18 protein-coding genes and 2 pseudogenes are annotated in these 14,536 nt (G+C 51.7%); 7 read left to right on the plus strand and 13 right to left on the minus strand.

Going from position 1 to position 14,536, the window contains the following annotated elements:
- Positions 1-53 precede the first annotated feature (53 nt).
- From ACBZ72_09290 to ACBZ72_09315, 6 genes are all read left to right on the plus strand, one after another.
- Complete coding sequence (locus ACBZ72_09290; GenBank protein ID XES76365.1) at positions 54-185, plus strand: hypothetical protein; 132 nt, start codon at positions 54-56, stop codon at positions 183-185.
- Positions 186-310: 125 nt separating this feature from the next.
- On the plus strand, positions 311-529 hold the full coding sequence (locus tag ACBZ72_09295; GenBank protein ID XES76366.1) for a hypothetical protein: 219 nt from the start codon (positions 311-313) through the stop codon (positions 527-529).
- A gap of 128 nt (positions 530-657) precedes the next feature.
- A complete protein-coding gene (locus ACBZ72_09300; protein ID XES76367.1) occupies positions 658-2,097 on the plus strand; it encodes a substrate-binding domain-containing protein in 1,440 nt (479 codons plus the stop codon).
- 73 nt (positions 2,098-2,170) lie between these two features.
- Positions 2,171-2,920, plus strand: a complete 750-nt coding sequence (locus tag ACBZ72_09305; GenBank protein XES76368.1) for an ABC transporter permease — start codon at positions 2,171-2,173, stop codon at positions 2,918-2,920.
- Complete coding sequence (locus ACBZ72_09310) at positions 2,917-3,633, plus strand: ABC transporter ATP-binding protein (protein ID XES76369.1); 717 nt, start codon at positions 2,917-2,919, stop codon at positions 3,631-3,633. Before ACBZ72_09305 ends, ACBZ72_09310 begins: the two co-directional genes overlap by 4 nt.
- Positions 3,634-3,691: 58 nt before the next feature.
- The gene (locus ACBZ72_09315) at positions 3,692-4,249 is read left to right on the plus strand and encodes a TOBE domain-containing protein (protein ID XES76370.1); all 558 of its coding nucleotides are present in this window, start codon (positions 3,692-3,694) and stop codon (positions 4,247-4,249) included.
- A 10-nt stretch (positions 4,250-4,259) separates the two neighbouring features.
- On the opposite strand, the gene ACBZ72_09320 is transcribed toward ACBZ72_09315, so the two are convergent.
- From ACBZ72_09320 to ACBZ72_09370, 11 genes and pseudogenes are all read right to left on the minus strand, one after another.
- A complete protein-coding gene (locus ACBZ72_09320; GenBank protein ID XES78674.1) occupies positions 4,260-4,505 on the minus strand; it encodes a DNA-directed RNA polymerase subunit H in 246 nt (81 codons plus the stop codon).
- Positions 4,506-4,517: 12 nt separating this feature from the next.
- Positions 4,518-4,811 (minus strand): annotated as a pseudogene (locus ACBZ72_09325) (restriction endonuclease).
- Positions 4,812-5,025: 214 nt separating this feature from the next.
- On the minus strand, positions 5,026-5,202 hold the full coding sequence (locus ACBZ72_09330) for a hypothetical protein (protein ID XES76371.1): 177 nt from the start codon (positions 5,200-5,202) through the stop codon (positions 5,026-5,028).
- 4 nt (positions 5,203-5,206) lie between these two features.
- The gene (locus ACBZ72_09335) at positions 5,207-6,796 is read right to left on the minus strand and encodes a hypothetical protein (protein XES76372.1); all 1,590 of its coding nucleotides are present in this window, start codon (positions 6,794-6,796) and stop codon (positions 5,207-5,209) included.
- Between the two features lies 1 nt (position 6,797).
- A complete protein-coding gene (locus ACBZ72_09340) occupies positions 6,798-7,340 on the minus strand; it encodes a hypothetical protein (protein ID XES76373.1) in 543 nt (180 codons plus the stop codon).
- Positions 7,337-7,705: an HK97-gp10 family putative phage morphogenesis protein gene (locus ACBZ72_09345; GenBank protein XES76374.1), complete on the minus strand. Its 369-nt coding sequence runs from the start codon at positions 7,703-7,705 to the stop codon at positions 7,337-7,339. Before ACBZ72_09345 ends, ACBZ72_09340 begins: the two co-directional genes overlap by 4 nt.
- Before the next feature lie 30 nt (positions 7,706-7,735).
- Entirely contained in the window at positions 7,736-8,209 is a 474-nt protein-coding gene (locus ACBZ72_09350) for a hypothetical protein (GenBank protein ID XES76375.1), read from the minus strand.
- Positions 8,210-8,220: 11 nt separating this feature from the next.
- Complete coding sequence (locus ACBZ72_09355; protein ID XES76376.1) at positions 8,221-9,078, minus strand: phage tail tube protein; 858 nt, start codon at positions 9,076-9,078, stop codon at positions 8,221-8,223.
- 6 nt (positions 9,079-9,084) lie between these two features.
- On the minus strand, positions 9,085-10,056 hold the full coding sequence (locus tag ACBZ72_09360; GenBank protein ID XES76377.1) for a hypothetical protein: 972 nt from the start codon (positions 10,054-10,056) through the stop codon (positions 9,085-9,087).
- Complete coding sequence (locus ACBZ72_09365; protein ID XES76378.1) at positions 10,053-11,474, minus strand: hypothetical protein; 1,422 nt, start codon at positions 11,472-11,474, stop codon at positions 10,053-10,055. The genes ACBZ72_09360 and ACBZ72_09365 overlap by 4 nt, the downstream gene beginning before the upstream one ends.
- A gap of 1 nt (position 11,475) precedes the next feature.
- Entirely contained in the window at positions 11,476-11,829 is a 354-nt protein-coding gene (locus tag ACBZ72_09370) for a hypothetical protein (GenBank protein ID XES76379.1), read from the minus strand.
- A gap of 485 nt (positions 11,830-12,314) precedes the next feature.
- On the opposite strand from ACBZ72_09370, the gene ACBZ72_09375 reads away from it, so the two are divergent.
- A complete protein-coding gene (locus ACBZ72_09375) occupies positions 12,315-13,355 on the plus strand; it encodes a 6-bladed beta-propeller (GenBank protein XES76380.1) in 1,041 nt (346 codons plus the stop codon).
- A gap of 129 nt (positions 13,356-13,484) precedes the next feature.
- On the opposite strand, the pseudogene ACBZ72_09380 reads toward ACBZ72_09375, so the two are convergent.
- Positions 13,485-14,273: pseudogene (locus tag ACBZ72_09380) on the minus strand (hypothetical protein).
- 33 nt (positions 14,274-14,306) lie between these two features.
- Positions 14,307-14,516: a hypothetical protein gene (locus ACBZ72_09385; GenBank protein XES76381.1), complete on the minus strand. Its 210-nt coding sequence runs from the start codon at positions 14,514-14,516 to the stop codon at positions 14,307-14,309.
- Positions 14,517-14,536: the final 20 nt, after the last annotated feature.

The following is a 14,536-nucleotide window of genomic DNA, read 5'->3' on the forward strand; positions in this document are numbered from 1 at the left end:
TAAAGCCTTTCAGGAGAGAGGGTTTCTGAACGTTTGGTGTTGGAGGTGATTGTTTGGAAAAGAAAAGCATGCCTAAACCGGTCAAAACCAAGGAAGGCAAATATCAGTGCCCTGAAGACCAAGAGGTGTACAACACCCAAGAAGAGTACGAGAAGCACTGCGAAGAAGAGCACATGAAAAAGTAACAGCCTCAAACAGGGGCTTTTCAGAATTTTTAACCCTTTTTACGCCGCCCTACGTTGGAGTCTGTTTGTTTGTGGTTGCGTTAAGTGTATAACTTGGCAACGCATAATGGCTTGTGCTGATACTTATGGGCACGCAGGAAGTTACCGCAGAGAAGCTTTGGCAAATTTTAGTGGAAACGGTGCAGGCAAACGTTATGTACCCCACGCATAAGGCGTACACGCGGGATGTGATTTTAAAGGAGCAGCCAGACATCTCCGCCGACGATTTAGCTTTAAAGTTGAACATGCCGTTGGGAGAAGCCATGGTTATCTTGCAGGAGCTGCAGGGAAAAAACCCGATCTGAACAGAAAGCCTCATATGGGCAACTCAATATTGCTGACACAGCAAATTTGAACAAATCGTTAAATTGCAATCATTACACGATATGTTTAAATATGCATGACGCAATCTGAGCTTCCTAAAGTGATTATAATGAATAATACAGGCAAAATTATTGTAGCAGCCTTGATTGTGATAATCGTCGCAGCAGCAGGCTCCTACGCTTACGTCAGCATGCAACCTGCAGAATCACCCTCACCTTCGCCTTCTCCAACAGCAACCGCAACCCCCACCCCAACCTCAACCCCAACACCAACAGCAACAGCCACACCAACCGTTGCCCCCACGCCAACCGCGACGCCAACCACAGCCCCAACCCAAACACCCACAACTGCACCAACAGCAACTCCGACGCCCACATCAACACCTACAACAGCACCAACCCCGACCCCAACTGTAGCCCCCACCGCAACGCCAACGCCAACAGCTACGCCGACACCAACAGCAACTCCAACAGTTGCCCCCACACCTACACCTTCCCCAGTAACCTTAACAGTCTCCTCAACCACAAGCCTCCACGACACAGGACTTGAAGACGTCGGACCAGACTCCATAAAGGCGGCCTTTGAAGCCCAATACCCATGGATTACCGTCAACTTCTTGGCTCAAGGCACAGGCGCAGCCATCCAAACCGCCATGAGAGGTGACGCCGACATGATAATGGTCCACTCCCCCTCACAAGAAGAAGCCTTCTTAGAAGGCGACTATGGAGTGAACCGCAAAATCATTGCTTACAACTTCTTTGTCATTGTTGGTCCAGCAGATGACCCCGCCAACATCAGAGGCATGGCGCCCGCAGACGCCCTCAAACAAGTGTACACATTAGCCCAAAACAACACACCAGGAGTCATCTGGGTATCCCGAAATGACAGTTCAGGAACATACACCAAAGAGAAGAGTCTCTGGACATCTGCAGGGTTGGACATAAACACCGTCAGCCAAGACCCAGACTGGTATAAATCAACCGGCAGCGGCATGGGACAAACCTTGCTGATAGCTAACGAATTCAACGGATACACCCTCTCCGACACAGGCACATACCTCTCTTACTACAGCCAAGGCAACATTCAACTCGACACAATCGTTGACGCCCAAAAAGACCTGCTTAATGTCTACAGCGTAATAGCCGACAACCCGCTCAACGAGAACTTAACCAACACAAACTTTGACGCATCCATGCTGTTCATAGAATTCATTGTCTCTGATGCAGGTCAAGAAATCATCGCAAACTACGGCGTAGCAGACTACGGCAAACCACTATTCAACTCCTTCCTGCCCTTAGTCAACGGACAAGCCCCTAACGCCACACTACTGGGCTGGATAGAGAACTATGCGTACATCCCACCCAATGTAACTGAATGCCCCGCTGAATACCGATACAACGCCACTGACCTATACTCAATGCCCTACGACGCGCTTCCAAGCCCCAGCCCCATAGTAGTTCAACCCGCAGCAAACGTTGTCGACGACTTGTACCCACAGCCAATGGTCACCGCCTACGCGCCAGTAGCCACGCAACCAGAGCAGCCTTAAACAGAGCAATCTTGTTTCGAGGCGGAATTTCAAAAGACTCAAAAACCCCCTCCCCCATTTCTTTGTGACTGTGATGCCCGATATTATCCTTCAAGCATTTCAGAGAGCCTTGGAACTAATTTTAAGCGGAAACCCCGAGTTTTACGCAACCGTCTACCGAACAATCTACGTTTCGGGGGCAGGCACACTGCTGGCATGTGTGTGGAGCATCCCTATCGCGGTTATTTTAGGGCTGTACTCGTTTAGGGGAAAATGGGTAATCAAGGGCTTATTTAACGCCTTGATAGGCATACCCACCGTGGCTTTGGGATTGCTGCTTTACTTGCTCCTCTCCAGACAGGGCGCATTTGGCTTCATGCACTTGCTTTTCACAGTCAACGGAGTTATGATTGGTCAGGCCATACTGGTCACCCCAATAATTGTCAGCTTTGTCGCCAACGCATTAAGCACCTCCGACGCCCAAGTTCGAGACTTAGCTCGAACCCTTGGCGCCTCAAACTTGCAAACAAACTTGACAATTATGCGGGAAACAATCTGGTCCATGGCGCTTGCCATTGTAGCCGCCTTTAACCGAGGCTTTGGAGAACTCGGAATCGCCACCATTGTAGGCGGAAGCATACTGGGCCAAACCCGCGTTTTAACCACCGCCATCGCCCTCGAAATAAACTATGGCGCCTTTGACGTAGCCATGGCATACGCAATAATTCTCATGACAATCGTGATTTCATTAACGTTAACGCTTAACTTGATTGAGAAACTGCGGCAACAAGAGAGCATCTGGAACAAAAATAGATTAGCCATATGGAGACACTGGGGTCAATGAACGCTAACCTCCAACTTGAAAACGTAGAGAAAACATTCAACGACGTAAAAGCCTTAGACAAAGTAAGCCTCAGTATGAATGGCGGCAAAATCATCGTACTTATCGGCGTCAACGGCGCAGGCAAAACCACGTTGCTGCGGATTTTGGCAGGTTTAGAAAAAGCCAACAAAGGTAAATTATATTTTAATGGCACAAAAATCTCCGACGGAGAACTACGACACATCGCGACGTTAGTTTTCCAAAGAACAGCCATGCTAACCCGGTCAGTTTACTCGAATTTGGCGTACGGCCTGAAAATTAGGGGACAAAATGATGAAGCAATTAAAGATAAAATTGCTCAGGCACTACATACAGTTGGTTTGAAGAATTTCGAAAAACGCAAAGCCAAAAAAACCTCAGGCGGAGAGCAACAGCGAATTGCCTTGGCAAGGGCGTTTCTGTTGGAACCCAAAATTTTGCTGCTGGATGAGCCGACCGCGAACTTGGACCCGAACAGCGCCATGATTATCGAACGCGCCATCATAAACAGCAAAAAAGATGACACCATCATCATAATGGCGACTCATAATCTAAGTCAAGCGCGACGGTTAGGGGATGAGGTTATTCATATTCATGGGGGGAAAATTGTTGAGCGGGCAAACCCTGACGACTTCTTTGACCGCCCCCAGAGTGAAATCACCCGTAAATTCATAAATGGGGAACTTGAATTCTAACCGATATCGTGGCTAATCAGATTAGATTTATTAATGTTTTCCACGCATACCATAATGGATGCTCAACCACAAACATAAGCCCTTATGCAAAGTCTGGATTGAATGTGATGGAAAACCAGTGATAGGCAAGGGCGGAGCAGAGATTCTTCAAGGTATAACCACCGAAAAATCGCTCACCAAAGCCGCCGAAAAAGTCGGCATGTCCTACCGTTACGTTTGGAATTACATCCAGAAAATTGAGAAAGCCGTCGGCGAACCCATCGTCCAAACCCACAAGGGCGGAAAAACAGGCGGGGGCGGAGCAGAACTAACAGCGTTGGGTAAAAACTTGTTGGATGAGTATAAGCAGTTAGAGGGCTACCTTAACCAGATGCTCTCTAACGCCGATGATGGAGTGGAGGTGAAGAATTTGAAGATAAGTGCAAGAAACAGCCTAAAAGGAAAAGTCCTCTCCGTTGAAAAGGGCGTCATAACCGCTAAAGTCAAAGTTGAAATCGCCGTGCCCTCCACGATAACCTCAGTTATCACCAAAGAATCCGTGGAAGAGCTGGACATAAAAGAAGGCGACGAAGTCACCGTCATCATAAAGTCTACTGAAGTGATGATAGGAAAATAAAGTTTGGATTTTACTCCACTACGTAACGGTAAGCGATGTGCTCGCCGGCAGTGGAGCTTTTTCTAATGATTTTAAGAACATCGCCAGGTTTTGCCCCGATGGCTTTAACCGCAGGGTCAGTGGAGGTTATTTGGGGCATCTGGTAAGGCTTAACTTTCAAGTGCTCCAGCAGACGTTCACGTTCCTTCTTGGGAAGGATTTCGTGGCGGGGAACCAAAGCGTGCTCGAAAATGTCAAACACGGGGAAAGACTTCAGCAATAACTCTACTTTCTTTTTCTTTGCACCTGTCTTAACAGCGTGCGTGTAACGTCCTTCGGTGATAACGATGGCGCGGTCGATTTCTTTTTCTTTCATAATTTTGTAAAGTTGATTCATGGCTACGATGCCGACGGTGGCTTGGTCAAGAATGCACCAGATGAGGGCTTTTTCGTTGTCTTCGGGAATATCTACGGTGTAGCCGAAGGCACCTTCAAATTTTTCTTTGTCAAGCTGCTTGTATTTTCGTAGTTTAATTAGAACTTCTGCCTTGCGCTCTTCCACGGTTAGTGCTTTAACGCTCACACTGCAAACCTCAAATCTTAGAATACTTCCGAGTCTTAAACAAACCCTTAACCCTTAAACTTTATGGTGAAGAAAACAAAGAAGCCAAAACCCCTAAACCCGTCAGGTCAAGTTGTGACTAGCATTTGCCTACAACAACGGCTTCTATCGGAAAACAAGGGGTAAAACAAAACAAAAAGAAACAACTAAGGCAGAAAAATCGGGGTTGGACGGGTTAATGTGATTTTAGCCGTTTAATCAGCTGCTTGGTACGCTCCTCGTCACGCAGGTAATCCTCCAGCATCCCGCTTATCAACTCGTAAATTCGCAAGTCATTAAGCAAAGCCGTTTTGCGCAGTTCCCGATGCAAATCCTCGCGCACTTCCGCAACGACCCGTCGAGGCTTACCCAAACGTTCAACTCCGTTTCGCCGTTTTATAACGGCTTAGGCTATCAGTTTTTGCCCGCAAGATATACACGTAGTCTGCCAGCAAAGGCGCCTCCCTACCCAACTGCAGCGTCGTCTCCAGCGTCTGCGTCGCCGCATCCACATGATACTCCGCATTGAGAACCCGAAAATCCGCGTCCACCCCCTCCACAGGCAACACAACATGCACAGTGTCCCCCGCCAGAATAGGATAAGCCGCAAAGTCCAAAACGGCGCTTTTAAGGGTGAGGCTTTCGGCGGGGGTTTTCAGGTTAGCCAGCAACGCCGAAGCACGTCCAACGCATTCGTGGTCGCTCCAAAGTTCCTCGTTAACCTCCACCTTTTCGCGTAACCCAAAATTTTGTTGACTCGGGGCATCTTGGGCGATTGCAGTGTAACGTTTGCCTCCGAAAAACAAGCCGTCCACCCAAAACGCCCCCGTGCTGGGTTCATTAAACCAGCAGATAAGGCGCACCTGCAAAAGGTGCATCCAGTCAAAACCTGCATCCACTATCCATTGGTCTTGGTTTTGGGTGCCCACGCCGACCTGCAGTTGGAACCATTTGCCTGCCCCCACCGTCAACTCATGGGTTGCTACGCGTCCAACACTGTCAAAAAGCGTAAGGGAAACGTTGCCGTTGTAGGTGGCGTCGCGGTTAAGCCACAAATTCAAAACAGGATACGCTTCAGCGTCAACCATGCTGGCGGTTTCCAGCGAAAAGATGCATCCGCCGTAGCTTACGGTATCGGCGTACGTTTTGATGCTGCCTGCGCCCTTAGCTTTCACCGCCTCATCAAAGCTGACAACGCCCGAGGTGGCGTTCCACCACCCATCCAGCGAAGCGAGGCTTTCAGTCCAAGCGTCCTTGTCGTCGGGCACGCTTTTGTCTTGGGCGCCGTAAATTGTGATTTTGTTGCGCACGCGGCTTATGTCTTGGCTGTATTCGCTTTGCTCCACTTGTTCGGCGAGGCTTGTGGGGTTGGGTTTGGTTGAGCGGCTGAAAAACTCGAATTTGCCGTCGGGTGCCACACGGAAATCAAAGCCTATGACACCTTGTTTGTCGGCGCTTTCGGCGATGTACTTGAGGATGTCAAAGACCGGCGTGTCTTCGTAGCTCAGATTGGTGTAGGTGGTGTCGGTTGCTTCGACCAGTTCCACGCTGTCACGGACGTGGCTTAAGCCCACGTAGTAGTCCAGCAGGTTCTTGACGATGTCTTCGCCTTTTGTGTTAGTGTAGGTTTTGGTAACCACACGACGAAACAGCCGTTCACCCCAGCATCTGCCCGAAACATGCACGTAACTTGCCGAGGGCGTAGAGGTGTACTTGACGGTTTCCACGCGGCAAATCATCAACAGCGGGCAAACGGCACCCCTGCCCACGCTTATACTGCCGTCCAATCCAGCAGTAATAGGAGACATGCCTGTTGGGCTGTATTTGCCCTCGAAATTTGCCAAAACCACCTCAAAACTGCTGACTTCGGTAGTGCAGCCCAAATGCACCTGCAACTCAACCACGTCGCCCTGCGACGGCGCAACCGAACCAAACGCAATTGCCACACTTGGAGAGGTTACGCTCATGTTACTCGACTCCGCGTCGGTACAGTTCGGCTTCGCCTGCGCGTTGGATGCTGCGGGTGGCGGTGGGGGTTTGGGCGGCGGCGTCGTTGAAGTTTTGCACGCTGGCGGTGGCGTTGTTCATGCTGGTGGCAAAACTCATCATGGCAGCAGCAGCCGCAACAATCACCGCAATCCCTACCCCCGTCAAGGCAAGAAAGGTGGCAAAGCTTATGTTGAGGCTGTTTTGCACGGCGGCGGCAACCGAGGTAGCGGCGGCGTACACTTTCTGCGCGATAGCTACGCCTGCGCTGGACCGAACGAATATGCCAAGGGCTGTGACCATCATCATCGCCGAGTTAACAACGCGGGCTTGGGCGTCGTCTAAAATTCCGAATTGGTTGGCGATGTATCCGATGGCGGTTCCTGCAGCGCCGATGCCCGCCATTGCGGTGCCCAAGGTTTTAACGCGGGCGGCCAGGTTTTGGGCGTCGGTTTGGATGCGGCTAAATTCGTTGCTTGCCTGATTCACGGCGCGGATGGTGATGGCGATTTCGTTAAAGCTCAAAGACCTGCCCCCGTTTTGGCGGATTCTATGGCTTGACGTAGGGTGCGTTCTAATTCGGGAAGCCGCTTTTGAAGTGCTGGCTGAAGGAAGGGGCGTGCACGACGGCTGGAAGAGCCTAACTCGATGGCTGCCGCGTAGGGGGCGGTTGCGCCGACTTGGGCTTGCCACTCCTGCGTTCGGGCGTAGATGCTGGTTTTCAAGCGTCCCGTGCGCACAGGCACCAGCCGAACAGCTTCAGCTTTCACTGATTCTGCCCACGCCGCCAGTTTGCTCTGCAATTGAGTGAGGGTTTCTTGGTCGAAACGGCTGAGTGCCTGAGAGAATTCTTTGGCGCCTTGCACGCTGATTTGGATGTTAACGCTCATGTTTTTTGGTTTCCTCCTGGGTTTGGCGGTCTAACTCGTTAAGGATGACCGAGAATTGCTGGATGGTTTTGGCGGGTTGCTTTGCGAGTTGGGTTGGAGTCCATCCGAATTCTTTGCAGAGCCTGAAGTCCGTGACTGCGGGGTTGGGTTTTTGGCGTCGGATGGCTCGGATAAAAAAGCCGTTTCTTCCCGGTTGACAGCGCAAAGGTCGTTGACTTTCTTGGAGAACAACTCGCCCAGCGCGATTGGTACGCCATCTTCTTCGCCCAGCAGCCGCTCAAGTGACAACGGCTGGTTTTGGGGTTGCTGTTTTAAGCTTGCCCAGATGGTTTCAGCTTGAATGGCGATGAAGTCGCTGCTGACCACTTGCCCTGTGATGGGGTGATAGCGGGTGTGTTTTTGGATAATGCGGCTGCGTTTTGCCCACGTGATTTCTTGGAAAACGTATGTACCCGCATATTGGGCGCCGTATTCGGCTCCGAGGGTTAGGGTTGTTTGGTTCATGGCGGATCCTCTCAGGTTAGGGTGAAGGTTTTGGCGACAAACGCCGCTTTGAGGCTGACGAGCTCTTCAATACGGACAGGGGCAGAGGCGTTTTCCCATTTGCATCCACTAAACGTTGCTTTGTTGGCGCCGCCTAAGCCAAATTCAAGGCTGAACTCGGCGTCGTCGATGATGCCGTCAAATTCCTCTTTGCTCTCAAACTCAAACGTTACCTCGCCAGTCAGGTTGCGGTGCCGATGCGGCAAATACTTGAGCAGATGCCCGTTAGAGGCGCGGATAACGGGGACTTGTTTGAGGTTGTTTTCGATGCTGAATTTCCAGTCGGTAACGCGGTCTACTGTGGCGGCGTCTTTTTTGATGTAGCTCTCATAGAAGGGCACGGCTCCCGAGTAGTCTGTGTAGTTTGCGTCCGCAATTTTTGAGGTGCCCAGGGTGAGGTTCTGAGCCAGCAGTTCCGCGTCAGCTTTCACCACGTCTTCAACGCTGCAGGCGACTTGGAGTTTTTGGAATTTGCATCCTGCATAGAGCAGTGAAATAATGTTGGTTGCCGCGGAGAAGACGCCTTTATAGTAGAGCAGTTGGATGCTGAGGGAGGTTTCAAGTTCGTTTTTGGCGTACTGCAGAAAGCTTATGGGGGCATCGCTGGGCAGGGGGTAGCTGAGTTTGAGGGTGGGTGCTCGTAAGCCTTTTTTGACTGCTTGCAGGTCGGGGTTGCCGACGCCGCGGATTTTGAGGTTGTTGGGGTTGACGGCGGGCTCTAAGCTTTCGGCTTGGACACTCAGCATCAACGGGGAAGTGGGGGTTTGCCCAAAAGCCGTTTCAGTCACGTAGTAGAGGCGGCTTTCGTGGGCACTGTAGGTTTCTGGCACTTCAATTTACGCTCCTATGTTCTCAAAGAACCATGATTTCACGGTGAATTCTGTGCGGAAAATTGTGGGCGTCACGTCTACGCGGTCAACGTCGCGGTAACTCACAAGGTCACAGTACGTTATGCCCTTGACCGTTACGGTGCATGCGGCGTAGTCGCAGGTTAAAACCGCAGGGGTTTGCCCGTCACTGGCGTTGGTGGTTTGGGCAAGGCACCACACGTAGCCATCTTCGTCGATGTAGCGGGGCAAATCCTGCAGCAAAGTCACGGTTACGGTCTGGTCTGAACCTGAAACACCTGACTGCGCCTGCGTCCAAGCCGCGGACTCGTGATTCCACGCTTTCACGGTAACGCCGTTTCCGCTTGGCACCGTTCCGTAGCCCTCAAACAACAAACCAACGCGGGTTGCGGCTTCCTTGCGGTTCTCCAGTTTAAACCCAAAAAGCAGGGCTGCCACTTTGCCCTCTTCACTGCAGCTGACTTGGCATCGGCCATCGTCGCTGCGCCAGAGCTGGACAATTTGCTCATTAGTCAGTTCGGTCCAACCCGCATCCTGAGGCGCGGCTTCGGCGGTGCCCCAAAACGCCCTGTGGGTCTGAGACGCGGCGCCCAATGCGTAGAAGTCGTATTGGGTTTGGTTGGGGGTGGCGCGGGTTTGTCGGATGACGCGGCTGATTTCTTCGGTGAGTTTGTTTCGCAGGGTTTTGGCGGATTCATTGGAGGTGGGCTGCTCGGTGACCCAGATGTTGACTCGCAGGGTGGAGGTGCGTCGGCGGGTTTTGCCGCTTAGCTCCAGCTTCTGGTCGGAGGTTTCCGCCAAGCCAACGGTGACTTGGGCGTCGTAGCCTTTGAAGGCGTCCGCGTTTTGCCACTCCCCCGCCACGCCGATGTTGGCGAAGGCACCGTTGTCTTTGACCACCCGTAGGTTTGCTTTCAGCAGCCGAATCAAGGTGAGGGCGGGGTTTTCGGTTTCGCTCACTGCCCAAGCAGCCTCCGGAGGGTGACTTTTTGGAAAGCTGTTTCGCCGCGGAACCCAAACGCCTCCACGGTGACCGCTTCGTAGTCGGCGCCTCGGCAGCGTAGCTTGTCGCGTCTCCTGACAGGCGCAAACACGTGCAGGGTTAGGTAGTCGGTTGTGAGGTATCCGGGCTCCAGCAGGGTCTCCTCCGCCTTGGTGGGCAGCACGATGGCTTTTAGGTCGGTGCCGTCGCCGCACTGGGTTACCTCGCCCAACGCCACCAGAGGATAGAGGGTGACGGCTTCGCCTTTGCTGTTAAGCACCTGCACAAACCGCGTCAACGGCGCCTCATACCCCACCAACAGCTTGCCCAGCCAGCAAACCGTCGCCATCGCCTGCACATCCGCCACCGCCACGTAGTCCGCGTACTTAACGCCCCAATACATGAAGGCGTCAGCGTGGGCTTGGATGATTTGGGTGCTGAACTGGTAGGCGGGTTTGTCGTGGTCCCGTCTTGGGGTGGCGAGGATGCCTGCGGTTACGGCGTCGTAGTAGTCACATGCTGGAGTTTTGGCGTGGACGTTGAGGTAGCCGCCCCAGCAGACTGCGGGGTTGTAGGCGGGGTAGGTGGGGGAGGCGCCGATGCCGTTAAGAAACGCATACGTCTTCTCCACTGTGACGCTCCAGCCCTCGTACTCGTAAAGCCCCAGCAAAGCGTATGCCAATGTGTCATCGTATGTGATGGCTTTGGCGGCGTCGACGCGGCGCCATTGGTTGTCGCCGTATGGTGCTGGGCTGTAGTGGTCAAAACAGCCCTCCAAGCCGACGCGGTAAAAGTTCACGGCGTCCGACATCATCTCCTCGTATCGACTCTTGTTGGCGGGGTCAGACTCAGAGAGCATCCGCAACGCCACCAACCCGTAAAGCGCCTCCACATCCATCTCAGGCAGCCACGCATCCTCCAGCGTCACGGCTCGGGCAAACCCGCCAAAATACCGTTCATGCACACCCCGCAGGCTTGGTTCATGCTGCATGTTGAATAGGTAACTGTTGCCTGCAAGAACCGCAGCCTCCAAGTACGCCGTGTTGCTTGTGAGCTCGTAGGCTTTGAGCAGCGCAGGCACCGTGCGGCAAGCATCCACAGCGTAAAACTGGGTGCTGTTCTCAACGCTTCTAAAGCCGCCACACGCCAGCTTTTCAGTGTCCGTGCATTGCTGGGTTAAGATGAAGTCGGCGAGCTCCACGATTTTTGCCTCTACTTCGGCGCTTCGGTCATCGAATTGGCGGTCGAAGTACGCCTCGAAGAGAAAATCCACCGCGAACGCTGCGGCAAACGCTGCCCTGCCCCAAGTCAAGTCAGGGCCAACGTCGGGAACCACGTAGACGTAGGGGGCGTAGTCCATTACAAAATCATAATAGGTTTCGGGCAGATTTGGCATACTAAACGCTCCCAAGAATTGGCTGCTTGAGCCCCGAGAGGAGGCGGTCAAGTTCCTGCTGCAGAACGCTCAGCGGCGGAGCTTGGCTGAGCACATTAACGTTTTGACCGCCGACACTAAAGCTTAAGCCTGCGGCGGAGCCTCCTGTTAAGTAGCAGACTGCGTGGACGGCGGCGAGCAGGGTGATGTATTCTTTTTCGGCGGCGGTGCAGTCGGCACTGTCAATTTCTCTGCCCAACTCCAAAGACAACGTGACTGTGGCGCGGTTTACCATTTTTTCCAGTTTAGGGTCGGGGACGTCGGAGGCGCCGATGTTGATTGCGTCTCGCACGTCGCTTAGGGATACGTTTGCCATCCTGTTCAACTCCAAGCTTTAAATGGGTAACAGGCGGCGATTTAAGCAATTTTGACAAATAGAAACACAAAAACAGACACATTTACCCAAATATACGTTTTCTTTAACCCATTAACAAAAATAAGCGCATAATCAAGCCTTTCTATTCACTCTTGTTAAAAAAGGCTTTTCTGTTACACCCACCGCAAACGCAAAAGCCGCAGGTTCGGGAACTCGGCGCTGGAACCTCTGAGCGCATGTTTTCTCGGTTGGTCAAGGCGTTAGGGTGTTGCGGGGAAGGGGGAGCGGAAGGTTTCGTCTAATCCGCCCAACCTTTCATCGACAACGCGTTGACACCATCAGGGCAGCCAGTTGAGTTCAACGTGATGGACCCAGCCGCGTCTGCGCCGTAGCTCTCCCCGTAAAACAAACTGTTCCCCCACAGGAATATCAGCTAAATACTCTAGCTCCAACACGCAAGTAAAATTGAGAAAGGAGCAATTAAATTGAAAAAACCTAACGGCAACAGTCGTTATGCAAGTTTTAGGCACATTAAACTATTGAGTCTACTGTGCGCAGTTTGCGTTTTGGCAGTTTCGTTACCTTTAGCACATGCAAACTATAACTACGTAACCCAAGTCGGCAGCGAAGGCACCGCCGATGGACTGTTCACGTTCCCACACGGAATAGCCGTCAACGCAAGCGGATACGTATACGTCGTCGATTCAAGCAACCAACGAGTTGAAGTCTTTGACAGCGCAGGGAACTTCCAATTCAAGTTCAGTGGGGTTTTCTCATCACCCAGAGGCATAGCCTTGGACAGTGAGGGAAACGTCTACGTGTCAGATTCGGGCAATGACAAGATTCACGTTTTTAGCTGCACAGGCCACTATAAGTACGCAATAGGCAGCGTAGGTTCTGCTAATGGCCAATTCAATAACCCCTATGACGTAGCGGTAAACGGCAGCGGCTACATCTTCGTCGCAGACACATACAACCATCGTATCCAAGTCTTTGACAGCACAGGTCATTTCGTATTCAAAATTGGCTCCAACGGCGTGGGCAATGGCCAATTCAATTACCCCTTTGGTATAGCGGTTGATAATTCTGGAAAAATCTACGTAGGCGACACATACAACCACCGCGTTCAAGTCTTTGATGCCTCAGGCAATTTCCTGTTCAAATTCGGCAGCATAGGCTTTGGAAATAACCAATTTGACCACCCCCGAGGAATAGCTGTTGATGCTGCTGGAAAAATCTACGTCACTGACGAAAATAACTTCCGAATTCAGGTCTTCGATAGCACAGGCACTTATTTGGACACGATTGGCGGCATGAGCACCGGCATATTCAGGTATCCTTGGTATGTAGCTGTTGACGGGTTAGGCAACGTTTACGTTTCAGACACATGGCACCACTGCGTAAAAATCTTCCACGACAGCCTATTTGTCCTACCAGAAACACCCTTCGGCACTACCATAGTAGCAGTATTTGTCGCTGCAGCCGCATTCGCCGTAATCAAACAACATAAAGCAAAACGACCTTAAACAGCAACAAAAGTCAGTTAAGTTAGGGAAATTTTTCCACCCTTAACTTTTTTATCTTTTTTATTAATACCCACGAAAAATTAGTAGTACATCTCCGCCCAATTTCCCACACGAACAAAAAACGGATGGTTAAGCGCCAATTTTCTTATGCCTACAAACCATCAGAGACGCCGACGCTACAAAAAGCAAAACCAGAGCAACTTCCGAGGGGAATTCTGGAACTTGAGGCGACCCCGTTGGGGTTGGCTTTGGGGTAGGCGTTGGTGAGGCAGTCAGCGCAATAGTGAACGTTGGATGTGCAGTATCCATCGCGGTAGGCGTAGGCGTCACTGCTGGATCCATTGCCTCTGAGTAGAACGTGTGCAGCACATCGGCCACGGTGTTTGTGGCAAGGTTTAACGATTCGCCGCATCGGCTTTTAAACGCAGGGTCACTCCAGTTGTAATGCGTATCCATCCAAGTACAGGTTAACCCTTCTGCCCCGTCAAAGGTGGTGTCCCTCGCAACCGCAACAGCCGCATCATAAGCCGCCCCAACCGCAAGGTTTCCGTCAAAAACCAAGCAGCCATCAAAACTGCTCGTGTATATCTCTGTTCGGGCAAGCACGTAATTCTCGTAGTCGCTGTGATGCACCTCCGCACCCCACACCGTTGATGAACCCATAACGTGTCCAAAAACCGCCATGTCCGATACGTAATGCGTCACCATCCCCAAATGCAATGCCACGGCGCTGAAGTTGCCTGATGTGAAGCTTGCCTGCGCGTTGGCGTATTCCTGCTCCGCTCTCACTGCAGAGGCGTCATCATGCAGGGAACCGTTCGCATAGAAGTAGATATGGTGTTTAGTGGTGTCGCCTAAGCCGTCGAAAGTGTTTGGGTTGTCTGGAAGCTCGGTTCCGTACAAGAAACTTGAAAGATGACTTTCGAAGAACTGCTGCTCATCCGTGGGGAGCTAGCCCAACGCATGCTGGGCAATCCAGTCATGTGTGCCATAATCAGGAGTTGCAGGGTCGGCACTGTATCCGCCGTTGCTCCAAGCCAAAACCTGACCACACCCACTCAAAATTAAAGCTACACAAAAAAACCCAACCACCAGCAGGCTAACAGAATTTTTCTTCTGCATGACTGCTACGTTGAGTAATCTGAATTTAAGAGTTACCACACACTACCAGGCAAGAAGTG

This window comes from Candidatus Bathyarchaeia archaeon (assembly GCA_041447175.1).
Classification (GTDB): domain Archaea; phylum Thermoproteota; class Bathyarchaeia; order Bathyarchaeales; family Bathycorpusculaceae; genus JADGNF01.

Coding starts and splice junctions, on each gene's coding strand:
- ACBZ72_09295 (XES76366.1), top strand. CDS start 311: ATGGGCACGCAGGAAGTTACCGCAGAGAAGCTTTGGCAAATTTTAGTG.
- ACBZ72_09300 (XES76367.1), top strand. CDS start 658: ATGAATAATACAGGCAAAATTATTGTAGCAGCCTTGATTGTGATAATC.
- ACBZ72_09305 (XES76368.1), top strand. CDS start 2,171: ATGCCCGATATTATCCTTCAAGCATTTCAGAGAGCCTTGGAACTAATT.
- ACBZ72_09310 (XES76369.1), top strand. CDS start 2,917: ATGAACGCTAACCTCCAACTTGAAAACGTAGAGAAAACATTCAACGAC.
- ACBZ72_09315 (XES76370.1), top strand. CDS start 3,692: ATGCTCAACCACAAACATAAGCCCTTATGCAAAGTCTGGATTGAATGT.
- ACBZ72_09335 (XES76372.1), bottom strand. CDS start 6,796: ATGAGCGTAACCTCTCCAAGTGTGGCAATTGCGTTTGGTTCGGTTGCG.
- ACBZ72_09345 (XES76374.1), bottom strand. CDS start 7,705: ATGAGCGTTAACATCCAAATCAGCGTGCAAGGCGCCAAAGAATTCTCT.
- ACBZ72_09350 (XES76375.1), bottom strand. CDS start 8,209: ATGAACCAAACAACCCTAACCCTCGGAGCCGAATACGGCGCCCAATAT.
- ACBZ72_09365 (XES76378.1), bottom strand. CDS start 11,474: ATGCCAAATCTGCCCGAAACCTATTATGATTTTGTAATGGACTACGCC.
- ACBZ72_09370 (XES76379.1), bottom strand. CDS start 11,829: ATGGCAAACGTATCCCTAAGCGACGTGCGAGACGCAATCAACATCGGC.